General features: G+C 69.7%; 19 protein-coding genes. All 19 read right to left on the bottom strand.

Going from position 1 to position 20802, the window contains the following annotated elements; genetic code table 11:
- Window positions 1–34: 34 nt before the first annotated feature.
- The 19 genes from AB0M11_RS24240 to rho all read right to left on the bottom strand — a co-directional run bounded on the left by AB0M11_RS24240 (window position 35) and on the right by rho (window position 20536).
- Window positions 35–409: a F0F1 ATP synthase subunit epsilon gene (locus AB0M11_RS24240; RefSeq protein WP_365708780.1), complete on the bottom strand. Its 375-nt coding sequence runs from the start codon at window positions 407–409 to the stop codon at window positions 35–37.
- Between the two features lie 134 nt (window positions 410–543).
- A complete protein-coding gene (gene atpD / locus AB0M11_RS24235) occupies window positions 544–1980 on the bottom strand; it encodes a F0F1 ATP synthase subunit beta (protein WP_365708778.1) in 1437 nt (478 codons plus the stop codon).
- Entirely contained in the window at window positions 1981–2901 is a 921-nt protein-coding gene (locus AB0M11_RS24230; RefSeq protein WP_365708776.1) for a F0F1 ATP synthase subunit gamma, read from the bottom strand. It abuts the gene before it with no gap.
- Between the two features lie 21 nt (window positions 2902–2922).
- Window positions 2923–4515, bottom strand: coding sequence for a F0F1 ATP synthase subunit alpha (gene atpA, locus AB0M11_RS24225; RefSeq protein ID WP_365708774.1), 1593 nt, complete (start codon window positions 4513–4515; stop codon window positions 2923–2925).
- 134 nt (window positions 4516–4649) lie between these two features.
- On the bottom strand, window positions 4650–5471 hold the full coding sequence (locus tag AB0M11_RS24220; protein ID WP_365708772.1) for a F0F1 ATP synthase subunit delta: 822 nt from the start codon (window positions 5469–5471) through the stop codon (window positions 4650–4652).
- Entirely contained in the window at window positions 5468–6013 is a 546-nt protein-coding gene (locus tag AB0M11_RS24215) for a F0F1 ATP synthase subunit B (RefSeq protein ID WP_365708770.1), read from the bottom strand. Before AB0M11_RS24215 ends, AB0M11_RS24220 begins: the two co-directional genes overlap by 4 nt.
- A gap of 37 nt (window positions 6014–6050) precedes the next feature.
- Window positions 6051–6302 carry an ATP synthase F0 subunit C gene (atpE, locus tag AB0M11_RS24210; RefSeq protein WP_365708768.1) on the bottom strand — a complete coding sequence of 84 codons (252 nt, stop codon included), beginning with the start codon at window positions 6300–6302 and terminating at the stop codon, window positions 6051–6053.
- Window positions 6303–6379: 77 nt separating this feature from the next.
- On the bottom strand, window positions 6380–7216 hold the full coding sequence (gene atpB, locus AB0M11_RS24205) for a F0F1 ATP synthase subunit A (RefSeq protein ID WP_365708767.1): 837 nt from the start codon (window positions 7214–7216) through the stop codon (window positions 6380–6382).
- A 210-nt stretch (window positions 7217–7426) separates the two neighbouring features.
- Window positions 7427–7858, bottom strand: a complete 432-nt coding sequence (locus AB0M11_RS24200; RefSeq protein WP_365708765.1) for a hypothetical protein — start codon at window positions 7856–7858, stop codon at window positions 7427–7429.
- 302 nt (window positions 7859–8160) lie between these two features.
- Window positions 8161–9615: an MraY family glycosyltransferase gene (locus AB0M11_RS24195; RefSeq protein ID WP_365708763.1), complete on the bottom strand. Its 1455-nt coding sequence runs from the start codon at window positions 9613–9615 to the stop codon at window positions 8161–8163.
- A 149-nt stretch (window positions 9616–9764) separates the two neighbouring features.
- Window positions 9765–11003, bottom strand: a complete 1239-nt coding sequence (gene glyA / locus AB0M11_RS24190; RefSeq protein ID WP_365708761.1) for a serine hydroxymethyltransferase — start codon at window positions 11001–11003, stop codon at window positions 9765–9767.
- Between the two features lie 230 nt (window positions 11004–11233).
- Window positions 11234–11917, bottom strand: a complete 684-nt coding sequence (locus tag AB0M11_RS24185) for a protein-tyrosine-phosphatase (protein ID WP_365708759.1) — start codon at window positions 11915–11917, stop codon at window positions 11234–11236.
- Window positions 11914–12561, bottom strand: coding sequence for an L-threonylcarbamoyladenylate synthase (locus AB0M11_RS24180; protein ID WP_365708757.1), 648 nt, complete (start codon window positions 12559–12561; stop codon window positions 11914–11916). Before AB0M11_RS24180 ends, AB0M11_RS24185 begins: the two co-directional genes overlap by 4 nt.
- Before the next feature lie 61 nt (window positions 12562–12622).
- Window positions 12623–13468 carry a peptide chain release factor N(5)-glutamine methyltransferase gene (prmC, locus tag AB0M11_RS24175; RefSeq protein WP_365708755.1) on the bottom strand — a complete coding sequence of 282 codons (846 nt, stop codon included), beginning with the start codon at window positions 13466–13468 and terminating at the stop codon, window positions 12623–12625.
- Between the two features lie 42 nt (window positions 13469–13510).
- Entirely contained in the window at window positions 13511–14587 is a 1077-nt protein-coding gene (prfA, locus tag AB0M11_RS24170) for a peptide chain release factor 1 (protein WP_365708753.1), read from the bottom strand.
- Between the two features lie 115 nt (window positions 14588–14702).
- Entirely contained in the window at window positions 14703–14927 is a 225-nt protein-coding gene (rpmE, locus tag AB0M11_RS24165; RefSeq protein ID WP_030049623.1) for a 50S ribosomal protein L31, read from the bottom strand.
- A 209-nt stretch (window positions 14928–15136) separates the two neighbouring features.
- The gene (locus AB0M11_RS24160) at window positions 15137–16252 is read right to left on the bottom strand and encodes an LCP family protein (RefSeq protein WP_365708751.1); all 1116 of its coding nucleotides are present in this window, start codon (window positions 16250–16252) and stop codon (window positions 15137–15139) included.
- Window positions 16253–16480: 228 nt separating this feature from the next.
- Window positions 16481–18193 carry a trypsin-like serine protease gene (locus AB0M11_RS24155; protein ID WP_365708786.1) on the bottom strand — a complete coding sequence of 571 codons (1713 nt, stop codon included), beginning with the start codon at window positions 18191–18193 and terminating at the stop codon, window positions 16481–16483.
- A 279-nt stretch (window positions 18194–18472) separates the two neighbouring features.
- A complete protein-coding gene (gene rho / locus AB0M11_RS24150; protein WP_365708749.1) occupies window positions 18473–20536 on the bottom strand; it encodes a transcription termination factor Rho in 2064 nt (687 codons plus the stop codon).
- Window positions 20537–20802: the final 266 nt, after the last annotated feature.

Raw genomic sequence — 20802 nt, 5'->3', positions numbered from 1 at the left:
CGGCTGAGTTGCGTCAACGCGTACGCGCAGTCTGTCAGCGCGCGGTCGCCGCCCGCAGTCGGACGTCGGCGCGCCGCTCGGCGGTGGCGTCGCCCTCCGCCTTCGCGCGCTCCAGCTCCCGCTCCTCGCGCTGGACGTCGATCTCGTCCGACAGCTCGGCGGTCTCGGCGAGCAGCGAGAGCTTGTTGTCCGCGAACGAGATGAAACCGCCGTGCACCGCGGCGACGACCGTTCCACCTTCACTCGTACGGATGGTCACCGGGCCCGACTCCAGCACACCGAGCAGCGGCTGGTGACCGGGCATGACGCCGATGTCGCCGGACGTGGTGCGCGCGACGACCAGGGTGGCCTCGCCGGACCAGACCTGGCGGTCGGCGGCGACCAGCTCGACGTGCAGCTCAGCAGCCAAGGGTGGCTCCTCGGGTCACCACCCGGCAGGGGCGCCGGGTGTTGGGGTCAATTCTAGTAGGCGTGCGTGAGGGGGCGGGACGCGCCCGCCCCCTCACACGAAGAACACAAGGAGTCCCGGAGAACTCAGGGTGTTCAGGAGACGCCCAGCTCCTTGGCGTTGGCCTTGAGGTCCTCCAGGCCACCGCACATGAAGAACGCCTGCTCCGGGAAGTGGTCGTACTCGCCGTCGCAGATCGCGTTGAAGGCCGCGATCGACTCGTCCAGCGGGACGTCCGAACCGTCGACGCCGGTGAACTGCTTGGCGACGTGGGTGTTCTGGGACAGGAAGCGCTCCACGCGACGGGCCCGGTGGACGACGAGCTTGTCCTCCTCGCCGAGCTCGTCGATACCGAGGATCGCGATGATGTCCTGCAGGTCCTTGTACTTCTGCAGGATCGTCTTCACGCGCATGGCCGCGTTGTAGTGGTCCTGCGCGATGTAGCGCGGGTCCAGGATCCGGGACGTCGAGTCCAGCGGGTCCACGGCCGGGTAGATGCCCTTCTCCGAGATCGGACGGGAGAGCACCGTCGTCGCGTCGAGGTGGGCGAAGGTGGTGGCCGGGGCCGGGTCGGTCAGGTCGTCCGCGGGGACGTAGATCGCCTGCATGGAGGTGATCGAGTGACCGCGGGTCGAGGTGATGCGCTCCTGGAGGAGACCCATCTCGTCGGCCAGGTTCGGCTGGTAGCCCACCGCGGAGGGCATGCGGCCGAGCAGCGTGGAGACCTCGGAACCGGCCTGCGTGAAGCGGAAGATGTTGTCGATGAAGAACAGCACGTCCTGCTTCTGGACGTCACGGAAGTACTCGGCCATGGTGAGGCCGGCCAGCGCGACGCGCAGACGGGTGCCCGGGGGCTCGTCCATCTGGCCGAAGACCAGGGCGGTCTTGTCGATGACGCCCGAGTCGGTCATCTCCTCGATGAGGTCGTTGCCCTCACGGGTGCGCTCACCGACACCGGCGAACACGGAGACACCGTCGTGGTTGTTGGCGACACGGTAGATCATCTCCTGGATGAGCACCGTCTTGCCGACGCCGGCACCGCCGAACAGGCCGATCTTGCCGCCCTTGACGTACGGGGTGAGCAGGTCGATGACCTTGACGCCGGTCTCGAACATCTCGGTCTTCGACTCGAGCTCGTCGAAGTTGGGGGCCTTGCGGTGGATGCCCCAGCGCTCGCCGTCGTAGGTCTCGTCGACGTTCAGGACCTCACCGAGGGTGTTGAACACCTTGCCCTTGGTGAAGTCGCCGACCGGCACCGTGATGGAGTTGCCGGTGTCCGTCACCGGGGCCTGGCGGACCAGACCGTCGGTGGGCTGCATGGAGATGGTGCGGACCAGGCCGTCACCCAGGTGCTGGGCGACCTCCAGGGTCAGCGTCTTCTTCTCGCCGGCGTTGGCCGGGTCGGCCACCTCGACGTGAAGGGCGTTGTAGATGTCCGGCATCGCGTCGACGGGGAACTCCACGTCGACGACCGGGCCGATGACCCGGGCGACGCGGCCCGTAGCCGTCGCGGTCTCAACAGTGGTGGTCATTTATCGGTCACTCCCCGCGGTCGCGTCGGCCAGGGCACTGGCGCCACCGACGATCTCGCTGATTTCCTGGGTGATTTCGGCCTGGCGGGCCGCGTTGGCAAGACGGGAGAGCGTGTTGATCAGCTCGCCCGCGTTGTCGGTGGCCGACTTCATCGCGCGCCGCGTGGCGGCGTGCTTCGAAGCGGCCGACTGGAGCAGCGCGTTGTAGATGCGGCTCTCCACGTAGCGCGGCAGCAGGGCGTCGAGGACGTCCTCCGCCGAGGGCTCGAAGTCGTACAGCGGAAGGATCTCGTCGCCCTTGGCGGCACTCTCCTCCGCGACCTCGTCGAGGCTCAGCGGCAGCAGCCGGTCGCCGAGCGCCGTCTGGGTCATCATCGACACGAACTCGGTGTAGACGATGTGGAGCTCGTCCACACCGCCGTCCTCGGTCGGCGTCTCGATGGCCTCGATCAGCGGCGCCGCCACCTTCTTGGCGTCCGCGTACGACGGCTCGTCGGTGAAGCCCGTGAAGGACTCCGCGATCGTGCGCTCACGGAAGTTGTAGTGGGCGACACCGCGGCGGCCGACGATGTACGTGTCGACCTCCCTGCCCTCGCGCTCCAGGCGCTCGGTCAGCTGCTCCGCCGCCTTGATGGCGTTGGAGTTGAAGGCACCGGCCAGACCGCGGTCGCTCGTGAGGAGCAGGACCGCGGCGCGGACCGGGTTCTCCGCCTCCGTGGTGAGCGGGTGCTTGGTGTTCGACCCCGTTCCGACCGCCGTGACCGCGCGGGTGAGCTCGGTCGCGTACGGCGTGGAGGCCGCCACCTTGCGCTGCGCCTTGACGACGCGCGAGGCGGCGATCATCTCCATCGCCTTGGTGATCTTCTTGGTCGCGCTGACGGATCGGATGCGACGCTTGTAGACCCGGAGCTGGGCTCCCATGAGTCAGGTCCCTTCCTTACGTCACTTGGCGGCAGCGGCAGGAACGTCCTCGCCGAGCAGCTTGCCGTCGCTCGTCTCGAACTGCTTCTTGAACTCCGCGATCGCGTCCGCGACGGCCGTGAGGGTGTCGTCGGACATCTTGCCGCCCTCGCGGATGGAGGCCAGCAGACCCGACTCCTTGCGGTGCAGGTAGTCGAGGAGCTCGCGCTCGAAGCGGCGGATGTCGGCGACCGGCACGTCGTCCATCTTGCCGGTGGTGCCGGCCCAGACGGAGACGACCTGGTCCTCGGTGGACATCGGCTGGTACTGGTCCTGCTTGAGCAGCTCGACCATGCGCTGACCGCGCTCCAGCTGCGACTTCGACGCGGCGTCCAGGTCGGAACCGAAGGCGGCGAACGCCTCCAGCTCACGGAACTGAGCGAGGTCGACGCGCAGTCGGCCGGAGACCTGCTTCATCGCCTTGTGCTGTGCGGAACCACCGACTCGGGAGACGGAGATACCGACGTTCAGCGCGGGGCGCTGACCGGCGTTGAACAGGTCCGACTCCAGGAAGCACTGGCCGTCGGTGATGGAGATGACGTTGGTCGGGATGAACGCCGAGACGTCGTTGGCCTTGGTCTCGACGATCGGCAGACCGGTCATCGAACCGGCACCCATGTCGTCGGAGAGCTTCGCGCAGCGCTCCAGCAGACGGGAGTGCAGGTAGAAGACGTCACCCGGGTAGGCCTCACGGCCCGGCGGGCGGCGCAGCAGCAGCGACACGGCGCGGTAGGCGTCGGCCTGCTTCGACAGGTCGTCGAAGATGATCAGGACGTGCTTGCCGGCGTACATCCAGTGCTGGCCGATGGCCGAACCGGTGTAGGGCGCCAGGTACTTGAAGCCGGCCGGGTCGGACGCCGGGGCGGCGACGATGGTCGTGTACTCCAGCGCGCCGTTCTCCTCCAGCGCGCGGCGGACCGACGCGATGGTGGAGCCCTTCTGGCCGATGGCGACGTAGATGCAGCGGACCTGCTTCTTCGGGTCGCCCGAGCGCCAGTTGTCGCGCTGGTTGATGATGGTGTCGACGGCCAGGGCGGTCTTGCCGGTCTGGCGGTCACCGATGATCAGCTGGCGCTGGCCGCGGCCGACCGGGGTCATCGCGTCGACGGCCTTGTAGCCGGTCTCCATCGGCTCGTGCACCGACTTGCGCTGCATGACCGTGGGGGCCTGCAGTTCGAGGGCGCGGCGGCCGTCGGTCTCGATCTCGCCGAGGCCGTCGATCGGGTTGCCGAGCGGGTCGACGACGCGGCCGAGGTAGCCCTCGCCCACCGCGACGGAGAGGACCTCACCGGTGCGCTGCACCGGCTGACCCTCCTCGATGCCGCTGAACTCACCGAGGACGATGGCGCCGATCTCGCGCTCTTCCAGGTTGAGCGCGAGGCCGAGGGTGCCGTCCTCGAACTTCAGCAGTTCGTTGGCCATGGCCGAGGGGAGGCCCTCGACCTTCGCGATGCCGTCGCCGGCAAGGGTGACCGTACCGACCTCCTCGCGCGAGGCCGCGTCCGGCTTGTACGACTGGACGAAGTTCTCCAGCGCGTCCCGGATCTCCTCCGGCCGGATCGTGAGCTCCGCCATCTGGGTTCCCTGCTCTCCTTGTTGGGCCCGAAGTTTCACTTGGGGGGTCTGGGGGCGACCCCCAGGATTCTTCTTGTACGGCCCAACCAGGGCCGTCGTGAGTACGTACTGCTGTGTTCTCGACTACCGGGGTGCTAGCTCGCCATGCGGCGGGCCGCGTCCTCCAGCCGGTCCGCGAGGGAACCGTTGATGACCTCGTCACCGACCTGCACCCGGATCCCGCCGACGACCGCGGGGTCGACGTCGAGGTTGAGGTGCATCGTGCGGCCGTAGAGCTTCGCGAGGGCGGCGCCCAGGCGTCGCTTCTGCGGTTCGCTCAGCGGGACCGCCGAGGTGACGACGGCGACGACGCGGTTGCGGCGCTCCGCGGCCAGCTTGGACAGGGCCTCCAGGCCCGCTTCCAGGCTACGTCCCCGCGGCGCGGTCACAAGGCGCGTGACCAGACGCTCGGTGACCGGCTTGGCGCGGCCGCCGAGCAGCCGGTGCAGCAGCTCGGTCTTCGCCGCGGCGCCGGCCTTGCGGTCGGTGAGCGCGGCGCGCAGCTCGGTGTTCGAGGAGACGATCCGGCCGAACCGGAACAGCTCGTCCTCGGCGTCGTCCAGCGTGCCGGACTTCTCCGCCGCCGTGAGGTCGGCGACGTTCGCCAGCTCCTCCAGCGCGTCGACCAGGTCGCGGGGCTGCGACCAGCGGGAGCGGACCAGGCCGGACACCAGGTCGGCGGTGGTCCCGGAGACCTGGCCGCCGATCAGGCGCCGGACCAGCTCGGCCTTGGCCTCGCCGGCCTGTGCCGGGTCGGTGAGGACCCGGCGCAGGCCGCCCTCGCGGTCGAGCAGCGCGGTGACGGCCGTCAGCTCGTCGGCGAGCCGCGCCGCGTCCACGGACGTGGAGTCCGTCAGCGCGTCGAGACGCTCACGTCCGGCTGCCAGGGCCTCGCGGCTCGCTCCGTGCGCTGTCATCGAGCCGCCTCGGCCTTCTCCTCAAGCTCGTCGAGGAAGCGGTCGATGACACGGCTCTGCCGGGCGTGGTCCTCCAGGGACTCGCCGACGAGCTTGCCGGCCAGGTCGGTGGCCAGCCGGCCGACGTCCTGGCGGAGCGTCTGGGCGGCGGACTTGCGGTCCGCCTCGATCTGCGCGTGACCGGCGGCGACGATCTCCTCACGCTGCCGCTGGCCCTCGGCGCGCATCTCGGCGATGAGCGCGGCGCCCTGCTCCTGAGCCTCCTGGCGCAGGCGCGCGGCCTCGTGCCGGGCCTCGGCCAGCTGCGCCTTGTACTGCTCGAGGACGCTCTGCGCCTCGGTCTGCGCGGCCTCGGCCTTCTCGATACCGCCCTCGATCGCCTCGCGGCGCTGCTCCAGAACCTTGTTGATGTTCGGAAGGAGCTTCTTGGCGAGGAAGCCGAAGACGATGACGAAGGCGATCAGGCCGATGACGAGCTCTGGGATCGGCGGGATGAGGGGGTTCTCGGCCTCCTCAGCCGCGAGCTGAACCAGGGGGCTCATATCAGTGCCTTTCGTCTATTGGTGCGCGACGGTCGGGTCAGGAGGCCGGGTAGACGAACGGCATGACCAGACCGATCAGGGCGAGCGCCTCACAGAAGGCGAAGCCGAGGATCTGGTTGGCGCGGATCAGGCCGGCCGCCTCGGGCTGGCGGGCGAGGGCCTGCGTGCCGTTGCCGAAGATGATGCCGATGCCGACGCCCGGGCCGATCGCGGCGAGGCCGTAACCGATCGAGCCGAGGTTGCCCTTGATCTGGGTGGCGGCGAGGGTGGCCTGCGCAAGAGCGGACATGCCGGTTCTTCCTTCTCTTTCAAGGACCGGTGGGGGTTGGCCACCGGATGACATGGGTGTGTGGGTCGGGTTGGCGCTCAGTGGTGCTCGGCGAGCGCGCCCTGGATGTAGCTGCAGGTCAGCAGTACGAAGACATAGGCCTGGACAGCCTGGATGAAGAGCTCGAAGGCGGTCATCACGAGGACCATGACGAACGAGACACCGGAGTAGGCGATGCCGATGCCGTTCAGCATGTACCAGCTGGCGATCGTGAAGAGCAGCAGCAGGGTGTGACCGGCGAACATGTTCGCGAAGAGTCGTACGGCGTGGGTGAACGGCCGGACGATGAGGTTCGAGAAGAACTCGATCGTCATCGACAGCGGGAGCACCGGGCCGAGCGTCTTGTCGTAGCCCGTGACGTTCTTGAAGAAGCCGACGAAGCCCTGCCGCTTGAAGGTGAGCGCGACCCACGTGATGTAGACGAGGCCGGCCAGGACCGCGGGGTAGGAGATGATCGCGGTGACCGGGAACTGGGCGACCGGGATGATCGACCAGAGGTTCATCATCCAGATGAAGAAGAACAGCGAGACGACGAACGGGACGTACTTCTCGCCTTCCTTCTTGCCGATGGTCTCGTAGACGACACCGCGCCGGACGAAGTCGTAGCCGGTCTCGGCGATCATCTGGAGCTTGCCCGGGACGACCTTCGGCTTGGCGAAGGCGGCCCAGAAGAAGCCCACGATGACGATCGACCCGAGCAGCGCCAGCAGCATCGTCTTGTTGAAGTACAGGTTGCTGTCCGCGTCGCCGAAGAGCGGCTTGAACAGGAACGAGTGGAGGCCCGGAGCCGGGAAGCCACACCCGTCGAACAGGTGACAGCTCGTGTCGAAAGCGAGCGTCTGCGTCGGGTCAGCACTCACCGCGGGCTCCTTCATCGTGGCGCATGGGTACGGCAACCTCGTTGTGTCGGCGCGGCGCGGAGCCGCGGTTCGGCACGGGACTGGTGTTACGGATGTGGGGGCGGCTGGGGGGCATCTCGCCTCGCGATTGAGCAGGCGTCAGCTCAGATGCCCGCGCCCGCGATGCCGCAGTTGGCACCGGACGATAGCAGCATCTCTGGTGCGCCTTTATCCCGGCCCTACCTCTCACGACGAATGCCCGGTCTTCTCGGCCTTGTCGGTCTTGTCGGGTTCGACGTAGAGGATCTTGGCCTTCATGTGCGCACGGGTCTGGGCGGCGATCCACGTGAGGGTGGCGACCACGAGCGTGATGGCGAAGGCCCGGGGGTTGAACAGCGTCGTGTTCTTGAAGGCCGCCATGAAGACGACCAGCAGCAGCAGCTGGGCCGCGTAGAGCATCAGGCCCATCATCTGGAACAGCTGGGGGTACGACTTGGCGGTGCGCTGCAGGACGTAGAGACCGATCCCCATGAAGAGGATCACGATCACCGTCCCGACGAGCGCCCCGATCGCCCCCTTGCCGCCCGCGACCACCCCGCTGACGACGGCGGCGAGCACGCCGACGGCGGCCGTGGGTACGGCGGCCTGGGCCAGGTTCCGGGCGTCATTGGACGGCATGGCGGCAACTCCGCTTTCACAGGGGGGCAGGTGTCGTCATGGACGAGCGTAGTCCCGGTCGGAGGGTCGAAGACCTCACGCTGACGGACCGTCGCAGTCGGGTCCTTCGACTCTGTCCGGGGTTCTCGTGAACCGTATCACAAACTATTTGATGAGGTCTTTACCTGGTAGGTGTGCTCGGCGTCACACATGAGAGTGAACCTGCGCGTCTGAGCGAAAACCAGGCCGTTGTGTCTGATATTGGGGGGCTTTGCTCCCCCACGACTTGGCAATGCTCTAGTCAGATTCTTACCTTGCCGGGGTCAGCGGGAGGTCTCGGAAGCGCGCCGGTCCAGGAAGCGCGAACGGGCGCCGAGCGCGGTCGCGCCGTTGACCGAGGCCGTGGTCACGCCGGTTGCCGAGGCCTTGGCCGCGCCGTTCACGGGGGCCGTGGACCCGCCGTTCAGCGGGGCCGCCGCGGCGGTCACCGGAGAGCGGTACTCGTCGTCGCAGGGCTTCTCGGGCTCGGCCCGTTCCGGCTCCTCAGGGGCAACGGAGGCCGCCGGCTGGGGAGTTGCCGCCGCCGGCTCGACGGCCGCCGCGGCGCGCGCCCGGCGCCGGTAGCGGGGCGGCACGAAGGCCTGCGCCCACAGCGGGGCCCGCGGCGTGAACCGCGGCAGCAGGAGCAGCACCAGGCCGACCGCGCTCAGGAAGGCCACGCCGAGCACGATCCACATGGATGCCGAGTTCACCGAGTAGGCCAGCGTGCCGAAGCCGATCAGCGCCGACCAGAAGTACATGATCAGCACCGCCCGGCTGTGCGAGTGGCCGATCTCCAGGAGCCGGTGGTGCAGGTGCCCGCGGTCCGCCGCGAACGGCGACTGACCGCGCCAGGTGCGCCGCACGATCGCCAGCACCAGGTCGGCGGCCGGCACCGCGATGATGGTCAGCGGCAGCAGCAACGGGATGTAGACCGGCACCGTCTGGTGCACGGCGTTGCGCTCGGACCCGGCGAACAGGTTCATCACGTCCGGGTCGACCTGGCCGGTGATCGAGATCGCGCCCGCGGCCAGCACCAGCCCGATCAGCATCGAGCCCGAGTCGCCCATGAAGATCCGCGCCGGGTGGATGTTGTGCGGCAGGAAGCCCAGGCACATGCCCATCAGGATCGCCGCGAACAGCGTCGCCGGGGCGGCGGCCTCGATGCCGTACGAGTACCAGATGCGGTAGGCGTACAGGAAGAACGCCGCGGCCGCGATGCACACCATGCCGGAGGCCAGGCCGTCCAGGCCGTCGACGAAGTTCACCGCGTTGATCGTGATGACGACCAGGGCCACCGTCAGCAGCGTGCCCTGCCACGGCGTCAGGGCCACGTTCCCGACACCCGGGACGGGCAGCCACAGGATCGTCAGACCCTGCATGACCATGACGCCGGCGGCGATCATCTGACCGCCCAGCTTGATCAGCGCGTCGATCTCGAACTTGTCGTCGAGCACACCGATCAGCCAGATCAGCGCCGCTCCGGAGAGCAGCGCCCGCGGCTCGTTCGACTTCTCGAAGACCTCGTTGAGGTTGGACATGTGGTCGGCGACCAGCAACCCCGCGCACAGGCCGAAGAACATCGCGATACCGCCGAGCCGCGGAGTGGGTTCCCGGTGCACGTCACGCGCCCGGATCTCCGGCATGGCCCCCGCCACGATCGCGAACTTCCGCACCGGCCCCGTCAGCAGGTACGTCACCGCGGCCGTGATGCAGAGCGTCAGCAGGTATTCACGCACAGGCTTCCCCACATGTCTCGCTGGCCATCACAGCCCCACACCCTAGCGAGGGACGCATATGTATGGGGACTTCCGGGTAGCGACGATGGTTGCACGGGTGGCTGTGAGCCGGGTGCACAACGCGTGTACGACGCTGCGCCTACCCCGTCTCACCCGGGATACGGCGGAAATCTACCGGTGAGCTCACGCACCTGAGCACGCGCCCTCCCCGTCTCTGTGATCCCGCGCACCACACCCGCCAGCAGCGCGGCGATCATGGGCATCTCCGCCTCCCCCATGCCCTGCGTGGTCACGGCGGCGGTGCCCAGCCGCAGCCCCCGCGCGTCGCCGTGCGGCAGGGCACAGCAGTCCAGCACGATCCCGGCGGCCGCGAGCCGTCCCCGGGCGGCCCGGCCGTCGACCCCGAGGGGTGCGGTGTCCGCGGTGATCAGATGCGTGTCGGTGCCCCCGGTGGTGACCGCCAGCCCCTCCGCCGCCAGCGCGGCCGCGAGGGCCCTGGCGTTGGCGACCACCTGATGGGCGTACGCGGTGAACGCAGGGGTCGCCGCCTCACCGAACGCGACCGCCTTCGCGGCGATGGTGTGCATCTGCGCGCCGCCCTGGGTGAACGGGAACACCGCCCGGTCGAGCCGCTCGGCCAGCTCGGGCGCACCGCACAGCAGCATCCCGCCGCGGGGCCCGCGCAGCACCTTGTGCGTGGTCGCGCACACCACGTCGGCGTACGGCACCGGGTTCGGTGCCGCTCCCCCGGCGACGAGCCCGATGGGGTGGGCGGCGTCGGCGATCAGATAGGCGCCCACCTCGTCGGCGATCTCGCGGAAGAAGGCGTAGTCGATGTGCCGGGGGTAGGCGATGGACCCGCACACGATCGCCTTGGGCCGGTGGCTGTGGGCCAGCGCGCGCACCTGGTCGTGGTCGATGAGCCCGCTCTCGGCGTCGACCCCGTACCCCACGAAGTCGAACCAGCGGCCGGAGAAGTTGGCCGACGAGCCGTGCGTGAGGTGACCGCCGTAGGGCAGGCCCAGGGCGAGCACGGTGTCCCCGGGCCGCAGCAGCGCCGCGTACGCGGCCAGGACGGCGGACGAGCCCGAGTGCGACTGCACGTTGGCGTGCGCGGCGCCGAACAGGGCTTTCGCCCGGTCGACGGCGAGCCGCTCGGCGACGTCCACGAACTCGCAGCCGCCGTGGTGCCGGGCGCCGGGATACCCCTCCGCGTACTTGTTGGCGAGCGCCGACCCGAGGGCCGCCAGCACGGCCGGCGAGGTGAAGTTCTCGGCGGCGATCAGCTGCAACGACGTCGACTGCCGCGTCAGCTCCCCCAGGAGGACCTCGGCCAGCTCCGGATCCTGCCGCAGATCGCCCTCGACGAGGGCAGAGGTGACCGACATGAGGGGCTCCGGGCGGTCGACGGTGACGTACGACCAATGTAGGCCCGGTGCGGAGCGCACGCGCGGTTTGCCCACACGTACGGGCTAGCCGCCGAAGGGGGTGGGTGCGGGGGGCGCCGCCGGAGGGGTGGGTGCGGAGGGTTGGGCGGGCGCGGGTGGGGGTTGCTCGCGCAGTTCCCCGCGCCCCTTGCGGGGCGCCTCGCCTCGTGACCTGTTCGGGGAACGTGGACTTACGTCCGCGCCGGGACGCCCGTCAGTGCCGTGACGACGGGGTCCAGCGCCTCGTGTATCTCGTCCCCGATCGACCGGAAGAACGGCAGCGGGGCGCCGTACGGGTCGTAGACCTCGTCCGCCTCCGCCGTCGGCGCCAGCAGCCAGCCCCGCAGCGCGGCGGCGGCGCGGACCAGCGCGCGGGCGCGGACGACCACGCCGTCGGACAGCGGCGGCAGGGTCGCCGGGTCTATCGCCCGCACCAGTCGGGTGAACTCCTTCAGGGTGAAGGTGCGCAGCCCCGCCGAGTGCCCCATGGAGATGACCTGGGCGCGGTGGTCCCGCGTGGCCGTCAGGACCAGGTCGGCCCGGATCACGTGCTCGTCGAGCAGTTCGCGGCCCACGAACCCGGACGCGTCCGCCCCGAAGTCGGCGAGGACGGCCTCCGCGTTCGCCTCCATCGGCGCGCCCTCGTGGCCCCAGGTGCCCGCGCTCTCCACGACCAGCCCGCCGCCGAGGAAGGCGCCGAGCCGGTCCGTCACGAGATGGCGGGTCAGCCGCTCGGTGATCGGCGAGCGGCACACGTTGCCGGTGCTGACGTGGAGGATGCGGAAGCTGTCGCGCGGCAGCCCCACGAACGTCGTCGTGATCTCCGCCGCGCTCTCCCCGTTGCCTATGCCACGCCCCGCGTCAGGGGCTGTCAATTCGCCACCTCAAGGTCGGGTACGACCTTCCGCAGCTCCTCCGCCGAGATCGCGCCCGCGCGCAGCAGCACCGGAACGTCGCGGGTGACGTCGACGATCGACGAGGGCACGTTGCCGGGGGTCGGACCGCCGTCGAGGTACACGGAGACGGAGTCGCCGAGCATCTCCTGCGCGGCGTCACAGGTCTCCGGGGCCGGGTGGCCGGTGAGGTTGGCGGAGGAGACGGCCATCGGGCCGACCTCGGTGAGCAGCTCGATGGCGACCGGGTGCAGTGGCATGCGCACGGCGACCGTGCCGCGGGTGTCGCCCAGGTCCCACTGCAGGGACGGCTGGTGCCTGGCGACCAGCGTGAGGGCACCCGGCCAGAACGCGTCGACGAGTTCCCAGGCCAGCTCGGAGAAGTCGGTGACAAGACCGTGCAGCGTGTTCGGGGAGCCGATCAGCACGGGGGTGGGCATGTTGCGGCCCCGGCCCTTGGCGTCGAGGAGGTCGGCGACCGCCTCCGAGGTGAACGCGTCGGCGCCGATGCCGTACACCGTGTCGGTCGGCAGCACCACCAGTTCGCCCCGGCGGACGGCGGACGCGGCCTCGCGCAGACCCGTCACGCGGTCGGTCGCGTCGTTGGTGTCGTATCGCCGTGCCATGTCTAGCGGGCCTCCTCGTACACGTACATCTGGCGTTCGGAAAACACTGCCTGGGCGATGCTCACGGCAGCGCCTTGCGGGCGGTCGCGAAGCGGGGGCGGTTGTTGAGGTCCGGGTGGTCGGCCGCGTCGGCCCAGCCCCGCTCCTCGGTGAAGATCCACGGCACCTGGCCGCCCTGGGTGTCGGCGTGCTCGATGACGACGACGCCGCCGGGACGCAGGAGCCGGTGCGCGGTGCGTTCGATGCCCCGGATCAGGTCGAGGCCGTCCTCGCCGGAGAACAGGGCGAGCTCCGGGTCGTAGTCGCGGGCCTCGGGGGCGACGTACTCCCACTCGGTGAGCGGGATGTACGGGGGGTTCGAGATGACCAGGTCGACATGGCCGTCGAGGTCGTGGAAGGCGTCCAGGGCGTCTCCCTGGCGCAGGTCGACCCTGGAGCCCGCCATGTTCTTGCGGGTCCACTGGAGCGCCTCCTCGGACAGCTCCACGGCGTGCACGCGCGAGCGTGGGACCTCCTGGGCGAGGGCGAGCGCGATGGCACCGGAACCGGTGCACAGGTCGACGATGCACGGCTCCACGACGTCCATCGCCCGGACGGCGTCTATGGCCCAGCCGACGACGGACTCGGTCTCCGGCCGCGGCACGAACACACCAGGGCCCACCTGGAGTTCGAGGTACCGGAAGTACGCCCGGCCGGTGATGTGCTGGAGCGGCTCGCGCTGCTCCCGGCGGGCGATGACCTCCCAGTAGCGGGCGTCGAAGTCGGAGTCCTTGACGGAGTGCAGCGCGCCCCGCTTCACGCCGTGCACGAACGCGGCGAGCTCCTCCGCGTCGGTGCGCGGCGAGGGCACGCCGGCGTCGGCCAGCCGCTGGGTGGCCTGGGCCACCTCGGCGAGCAGCAGGTTCACGCTGGTCCTCCGTGTCGTACTCGGTCGTGGTGCGTACGTGCCTTACGCGGCCGCGAGCTTGGCGGCCGAGTCCGCGTCGACGCAGGCCTGGATCACCGCGTCGAGGTCGCCGTCCAGGACCTGGTCCAGGTTGTACGCCTTGAAGCCCACGCGGTGGTCCGAGATGCGGTTCTCCGGGAAGTTGTACGTGCGGATCTTCTCGGAGCGGTCGACGGTGCGGACCTGGCTGCGGCGAGCGTCCGCGGCCTCCTTCTCCGCCTCTTCCTGCGCCGCGGCGAGCAGCCTGGAGCGCAGGATACGCAAGGCCTGCTCCTTGTTCTGCAGCTGGCTCTTCTCGTTCTGGCAGGAGGCGACGACTCCGGTCGGGATGTGCGTGATGCGCACGGCGGAGTCGGTGGTGTTCACGGACTGTCCGCCGGGCCCGGAGGACCGGTAGACGTCGATGCGGAGGTCGTTCGGGTTGATCTCGACGTCGACCTCCTCCGCCTCGGGCGTGACGAGCACACCGGCCGCGGAGGTGTGGATGCGGCCCTGGGACTCGGTGGCCGGCACGCGCTGCACGCGGTGCACACCGCCCTCGTACTTCAGCCGCGCCCAGACGCCCTGGCCGGGCTCGGTGGCGCCCTGGCCGCCCTTGGTCTTCACGGCGACCTGGACGTCCTTGTAGCCGCCGAGCTCCGACTCGGTGGCGTCGATGATCTCGGTCTTCCAGCCGACGCGCTCGGCGTACCGCAGGTACATGCGCAGCAGGTCACCGGCGAACAGCGCCGACTCGTCGCCGCCGGCCCCCGCCTTGATCTCCAGGATGACGTCCTTGTCGTCGGACGGGTCCCTGGGGACGAGCAGCAGCCGCAGCTTCTCGGTCAGCTCCTCGCGCTGCTTGTCCAGCTCCTTGACCTCGGCGGCGAAGTCGGGGTCGTCGGCGGCCAGTTCGCGCGCGGTCTCGATGTCGTCGCCGGTCTGCTTCCAGGAGCGGAACGTGGCGACGATCGGGGTGAGCTCGGCGTAGCGCTTGTTCAGCTTGCGCGCGTTGGCCTGGTCGGCGTGGACCGACGGGTCGGCGAGCTTCTTCTCCAGGTCTGCGTGCTCGACGACGAGTTCCTCGACGGCCTCGAACATGTTGGGCTCCTGATACTGCTGCGGCGTGGGGCGGGGGAAGGCGGGCGACCAAAAACGCCGGTCCCGGGCACACCCCTCGCGGGGGCGTGGCCGTGGACCGGCGAAAGAGGGCTCGCTACTTCTTGGAGCCGGCGGCAGCCTTGCCGAAGCGGGCCTCGAAGCGGGCCACACGGCCACCCGTGTCGAGGATCTTCTGCTTGCCCGTGTAGAACGGGTGGCACTCGGAGCAGACCTCAGCGCGGATGGTGCCGCTGGTGATCGTGCTACGGGTGGTGAACGACGCGCCACAGGTGCAGCTGACCTGCGTCTCGACGTACTCGGGGTGGATCTCGCGCTTCAAGGTGTCTCCTAGGTATCGGGAGGGCACCGGGTCGCCCTCGCGGGCTTGCGGGACGTGAACCGGGGCCGACGTACCAGTCTGCCAGGGCTGGCCGTATCTCCCAAAACCGGGGGGCTTTGATCTTTATTCCGCGAGGGCGGAGGGTGCGCTCAGCGGGGTGCCGCGGTTTCGTCGTGGGCGCGTGCGGCCCGGTGGGGGCCGCACCCGGACTACGACGTCACGACCCCCTTCGCCTGCCCCGTCGCCGTCCCCTTCGTCGCGGACGCCGGGATCGGCCGGTCGTTCTTCAGCGCCGCCCACACCTGCTTCGCCTTCGCCTCGACCACGATCACCCGGTTCGGGTTCGACGGGTCGTACTCGACCGGCATCGTCACCATGCGCATGTCCTTCGCGGCGATGGACTTCAGGCCGTTCGCGAAGTCGATGAGCGAGTTCACCGAGCCGAGGTCGGAGTCCGTGGTGATCGTCTTCGTGCCGGTGTCGGCCAGGTCGTACAGCTTCCTGGGGCTGGTGAAGACGCCCACCTGCCTGACCTGGTTGACGAGGGCCTTCACGAACGCCTGCTGGAGCTGGATGCGGCCCAGGTCGGAGCCGTCACCGACGCCGTGCCGGGTGCGGACGAGGCCGAGGGCCTGTTCGCCGTCCAGCGTGTGCGTGCCGGCCTTGAGGTCCAGGTGGCTCTCCCGGTCGTCGATCGCCTTCGTCGTGGTGACCTGGACTCCGCCGAGCTCGTCGATCAGCTTCTGGAAGCCGGAGAAGTCGACCTCCAGGTAGTGGTCCATCCGGATGCCGGTCATCGACTCGACCGTCTTGACCGCGCAGGCCGCACCGCCCGTGGAGTACGCGGAGTTGAACATCACGTCGCGTGCCGCGGCGTGCGTGGTGCCCCGCGCGTCGGTACAGGAGGGGCGGTCGATCAGGGTGTCCCGGGGGACGGAGACCACGGCGGCCCGCCTGTGCCCCTTGTACACGTGGACGATCATCGCCGTGTCGGAGCGGGCGCTGCCGTCGTCCGCGCCGCCGCCGAGCTTCCGGTTGGCACCGGAACGCGTGTCCGAGCCGAGGACCAGGACGTTCTCGGAGCCGTCGTCGACCTTGACGGGCCGGTCACCGCCGAGCGCCTGGTTGATGTCGACGGTCCTGAGGTTGCCGTTGAGCTTGACGTACAGGTAGCCGACGCCGGTGCCGCCGAGGACGAGGATGCCGGCCGCCGTCCAGGCCGTGACGAGGAGCGCCCTGCGGCCCGCTCCTCGGGGTCTGTGGCGGCTGGTGGCCTTCGAACCCGGCCCGGATATGCCAGGGCCGGGCGTGCTCTCGGGGGACATGGGCTCCTCTGCTCTCCTACGACTGCTCGGTTACCCCCTGCTTTCAGGGTCAGGCCCGGCGTAACCGGATCGTCGGCGCGTACCGGACCATCGTCGCTCCGCCGGGTCAGACGGCGAAACTCGGGAAAGGGTTGCACAACGCAGTGTGCCCACCGCGTGGAGCGATGGGCACACCGAGTGACGGGACGTCATCGGGCAAGCGGGGCGAATCCGCGCTCACCAGCCATGTCAGCCGAAGATGTCGTACTGCTGGAAACCGGTACCGAGCGATTTCCTTGTGCCGAAGATCTCACTGGTCGCCTTGCCGGTGCCCGGGTAGAGGTACAGCGTGCCGCCGGTCGTCCGGGCCAGCAGGTCCGCCTTGCCGTCGCCGGTCAGGTCGCCCACCGCGACCAGGGTGTTGAAGCCGGTCCAGCCGGTGCGGACCTTCACGCGGGCCGAGAAGAGGCCGGTGCCGGACTTCCCGGTGCCCTTGTAGAGGTACAGGTCGCCGCCGCTGCTCTTGCGGGCCAGCAGGTCGGCCTTGCCGTCGCCGTTGAAGTCGCCGACGCCGCGCAGCTGGTTGTACTGGCTCCAGCCGCCGCCGATCCGGACCCGGGCCGCGAAGGTACCGTCGCCCTTGCCGGGGTACAGCCACAGCACCCCCCCGGAGTCCTCGGAGAGCACGTCCGGCAGGTAGTCCCCGGTGAGGTCCCCGGGGACGACGATCGCCTTGCGGGTCTTCCAGTTGGTGAAGATCTTCGTCGTGACCCAGGAGCCGCTGGTCTGGGCGCTGTTGAGCTTGAAGTGGTCCCAGTAGACGTCACCGGAGGACGCCACCCGGTAGACCTGGTCCTGGAAGCCGTCCCGGTTGAGGTCGGCCTGCAGAACGGCGTTGACGCCGCTCCAGTCGCCCCAGGACTGACGGGCGGCCAGCGAGGTGCCCTTGGAGTCCAGCTCGTAGCCGACCTTGGTCGACGACTTGCGGGCGAACAGGTCGGCCTTGCCGTCGGTGTAGCTCAGGTTGGTGTCGGCGATCTGCGCGTAGGCGGCACCGACGTAGGTGCTGACCTTCGTGAAGACGGCGTAGGCACCCTTGGCGACGCAGTTCTCGACGCTCCAGGAGACCACGCCGACGATCCGGCCGCCGACGACCAGCGGACCGCCGGAGTCGCCGTTGCAGGTGGTCGTCGTGCCGATGTCGCTGCCGGTGGCGGCCGCGCCCGCGCAGACCATGTGGCCCTTGACGAAGTCGGTGCTGCCGTAGGCGGCGGTGCAGGCGGTGTCCGAGTCGATCGGCAGCGTGGCCGTCTTCAGCGTCTCGGAGAGGTCGTCCGAGGTGGAGCTGGTCCGGCCCCAGCCGTAGGCCTTGGCGGTCTTCGCCGCCGTACCCGTGTACGACGCCGTGTCGGTGTTCGTCGTCATGCGGATCGGGGTCGCCTTGACGGGGGCCGCCAGGGTGAGCACGGCGATGTCGTTGTTGGGGGCGCCGTTCCGCGACACGGTGTACGAGGGGTGGTTCCACTGGCGCAGGACGGCGGTCGCGGTGCCGCCGTGCAGGTCGGTGTTTCCGTCGCTGTCGGTGGTGGGCAGCGATTCGGTGCCGGTGATGACCACGGAGTCGGTGGTGCTCCACTTGAAGCCCTTGACGCAGTGCGCGGCGGTGAGGATCTTCGTGGGCGAGATGACCGAGCCACCGCAGAAGAAGCCGCTGCCGGTGCTCTTGTCGTAGTACCAGAGCTGCGCCATCCAGGGCGCCGCCTTGATGGTGGTCGTGTCACCACCGATGATCTTCGGCGAGACAGCCGAGCCGCTGCTCGACTTCCGCGTCGTGGTCGCCTTGCTGCCGACGGCGGCGACGGCTTCGGCGACGCGCTGCTTCAGGACGGCCTGCGACGGCGTGCTGACGGCCGGCTTGAGCGTCGGCGCCGGCTGCGTGGCCGCGTTGGCGGAGGTCGACATCAGTGCGGCCGTGACGGCGGCGGCGACTCCGGCCGCGGCGACGGGCAGCGCGAACCGTATGCGGCGTCGGTGACGACCGCTCCCGGACGTGGGTGTACCCACCTAGGTCCCCCCCTAGGGATAAGGAGTTCGACATTCGGTCAATTGACCGAAGGGCGTGATCGTACACCGAGGAGGAGAACGCGAAGGGACCGCTCCCTGCCCTTGCGGGGAGCGGTCCCTTCGCGCGCCCCGTCAGGGGCGCGGTACTGCATGGAATGTGCGGCCGGCGTACGACCGTCAGTCGCCGTTGCCCGGCGTCGGCGTCGTCTTCTGAATCTGCATCAGGAACTCGACGTTCGACTTCGTCTGCTTCATCTTGTCGAGGAGCAGCTCGATCGCCTGCTGCTGGTCCAGCGCGTGCAGCACGCGCCGCAGCTTCCAGACGATGCCCAGCTCCTCGGCGCCGAGCAGGATCTCCTCCTTGCGGGTGCCGGACGCGTCGACGTCCACCGCCGGGAAGATGCGCTTGTCGGCGAGCTTCCGGTCGAGCTTGAGCTCCATGTTGCCGGTGCCCTTGAACTCCTCGAAGATCACCTCGTCCATGCGGGACCCGGTGTCCACCAGGGCGGTGGCGAGGATGGTCAGCGAGCCGCCGTCCTCGATGTTGCGGGCCGCACCGAAGAAGCGCTTCGGCGGGTACAGGGCGGTCGAGTCGACACCACCGGACAGGATGCGGCCGGAGGCCGGCGCCGCGAGGTTGTACGCACGGCCCAGACGCGTGATCGAGTCGAGCAGCACGACGACGTCGTGGCCCAGCTCCACCAGACGCTTGGCGCGCTCGATGGCGAGCTCGGCGACCGTGGTGTGGTCCTCCGCCGGGCGGTCGAAGGTCGAGGAGATGACCTCGCCCTTGACCGACCGCTGCATGTCGGTGACCTCTTCCGGACGCTCGTCGACCAGGACGACCATCAGGTGGCACTCGGGGTTGTTGTGCGTGATCGCGTTGGCGATCGCCTGCATGATCATGGTCTTGCCGGTCTTCGGCGGGGCCACGATCAGACCGCGCTGGCCCTTACCGATGGGCGAGACGAGGTCGATGATGCGGGTGGTGAGCACGCCCGGGTCCGTCTCCAGGCGGAGGCGGTCCTGCGGGTAGAGCGGGGTCAGCTTGTTGAACTCCGGGCGGCCGCGGCCGTGTTCGGGCGCCATGCCGTTGACGGAGTCGAGGCGGACCAGCGCGTTGAACTTCTCGCGGCGCTCGCCCTCCTTCGGCTGGCGGACCGCGCCGGTGATGTGGTCGCCCTTGCGCAGGCCGTTCTTGCGGACCTGGGCGAGGGAGACGTACACGTCGTTCGGACCGGGCAGGTAGCCGGAGGTCCGGATGAACGCGTAGTTGTCGAGGATGTCGAGGATGCCCGCGACGGGGATCAGCACGTCGTCGTCGGCCAGCTGCGGCTCGGCGCCGCCGATCTCGTCACGGCCGCGGCGGCCGCGGCGGTCCCGGTAGCGGCCGCGACGGCCACGGCGGCCGCCCTCGAAGTCGTCGTCGTCCTGCGGACCGACGTTGCGGTCCTGACGTCCGCCGCCCTGCTGCTGCGGCTGCTGCTGGCGGTCCTGCCGGTCCTGACGGTCGGAGCGGTCCTGCCGACCTCCCTGGCCGCCCTGGCCGCCGCCCTGCTGCTCGTCGCCCTTGCCGCGCCGGTCGCGGTCACGGCCGCGGTCACGGCGGTCGCGGCGGCCACGGCCGTCCTCGCCGGCGTCGCCCCTGGCGTCGCCCTGCTGCTGGGACTGTGCGGGCGTCTCGGCCTTCGGCTCGCTCTTCGCCTCGGCCGCGATGGTCTCGGCGCCGGTGGCGGTGGGGCTGCCGGCCTCGGCGGTGGCCCGGCGACGGCGGCGCTCGGCCGGCGCGTCGTCGGCGCCGCGCTCGGCCTCGCCCGCGCGGGAGGTGCCGGCGCCCGGCTGGCCGGGGATCTCGATCTGCTGCTGGGCCACGGCCTTCTCGGCGGGCGCCTCGGCGGACTGCTCGGCCTTCTTCTCGACGGCGTCGTCGCCCGTGCGGGCCTTGGAGGTGGCCCGGCGCTTCGGCTTGGTCTCGGTGGCCGACTCGGCCTTGGCGGGGGCGCCCCCGCCGGCCTGGGCCTCCTTGATGACCTCGATCAGCTGGCTCTTGCGCATACGCGCGGTGCCCCTGATGCCGAGGCCGGATGCGACCTGCTGAAGCTCGGCCAGCACCATGCCCTCGAGGCCGGTACCGCGGCGCCGCCGGGAGCCGGCACCGGAGGCAGGCGCGGAGGCGTCCGTGGCGGGCGCGGCAGCGGTCTCCTCGACACGTGCGCCCATCAGATCGGTGGTGTCGCTCACGAAGGGTCCTTCCCTGGAGCGGACGTCGGCCTGTCTGGCTCGGCGACCGGTTGTGCTGTCCGGCTTTCGGTCCTTGCTTGTGTGGACCGTGCCGGGGCGGTGGTCCGCCTAAGCGGCGGAGAAATTTCTGGTGACGGCGCTTCCGACGAGCCGTGGCACCCCGTGTCACGTGGCGTGGTCGCACCTGTTCCGGAGCGTGCCCAGCGGCCCTCTCAGTGCCCGGGTACGGCGTACTGCCCAGGTACGTCATACAGAACGCTGAGTGG

It is taken from the genome of Streptomyces sp. NPDC051987 (assembly GCF_040680735.1).
Lineage (GTDB): Bacteria > Actinomycetota > Actinomycetes > Streptomycetales > Streptomycetaceae > Streptomyces.
Note: the sequence above shows the minus strand (reverse complement) of the source record. Positions and strands in the feature narration are given on the sequence as shown.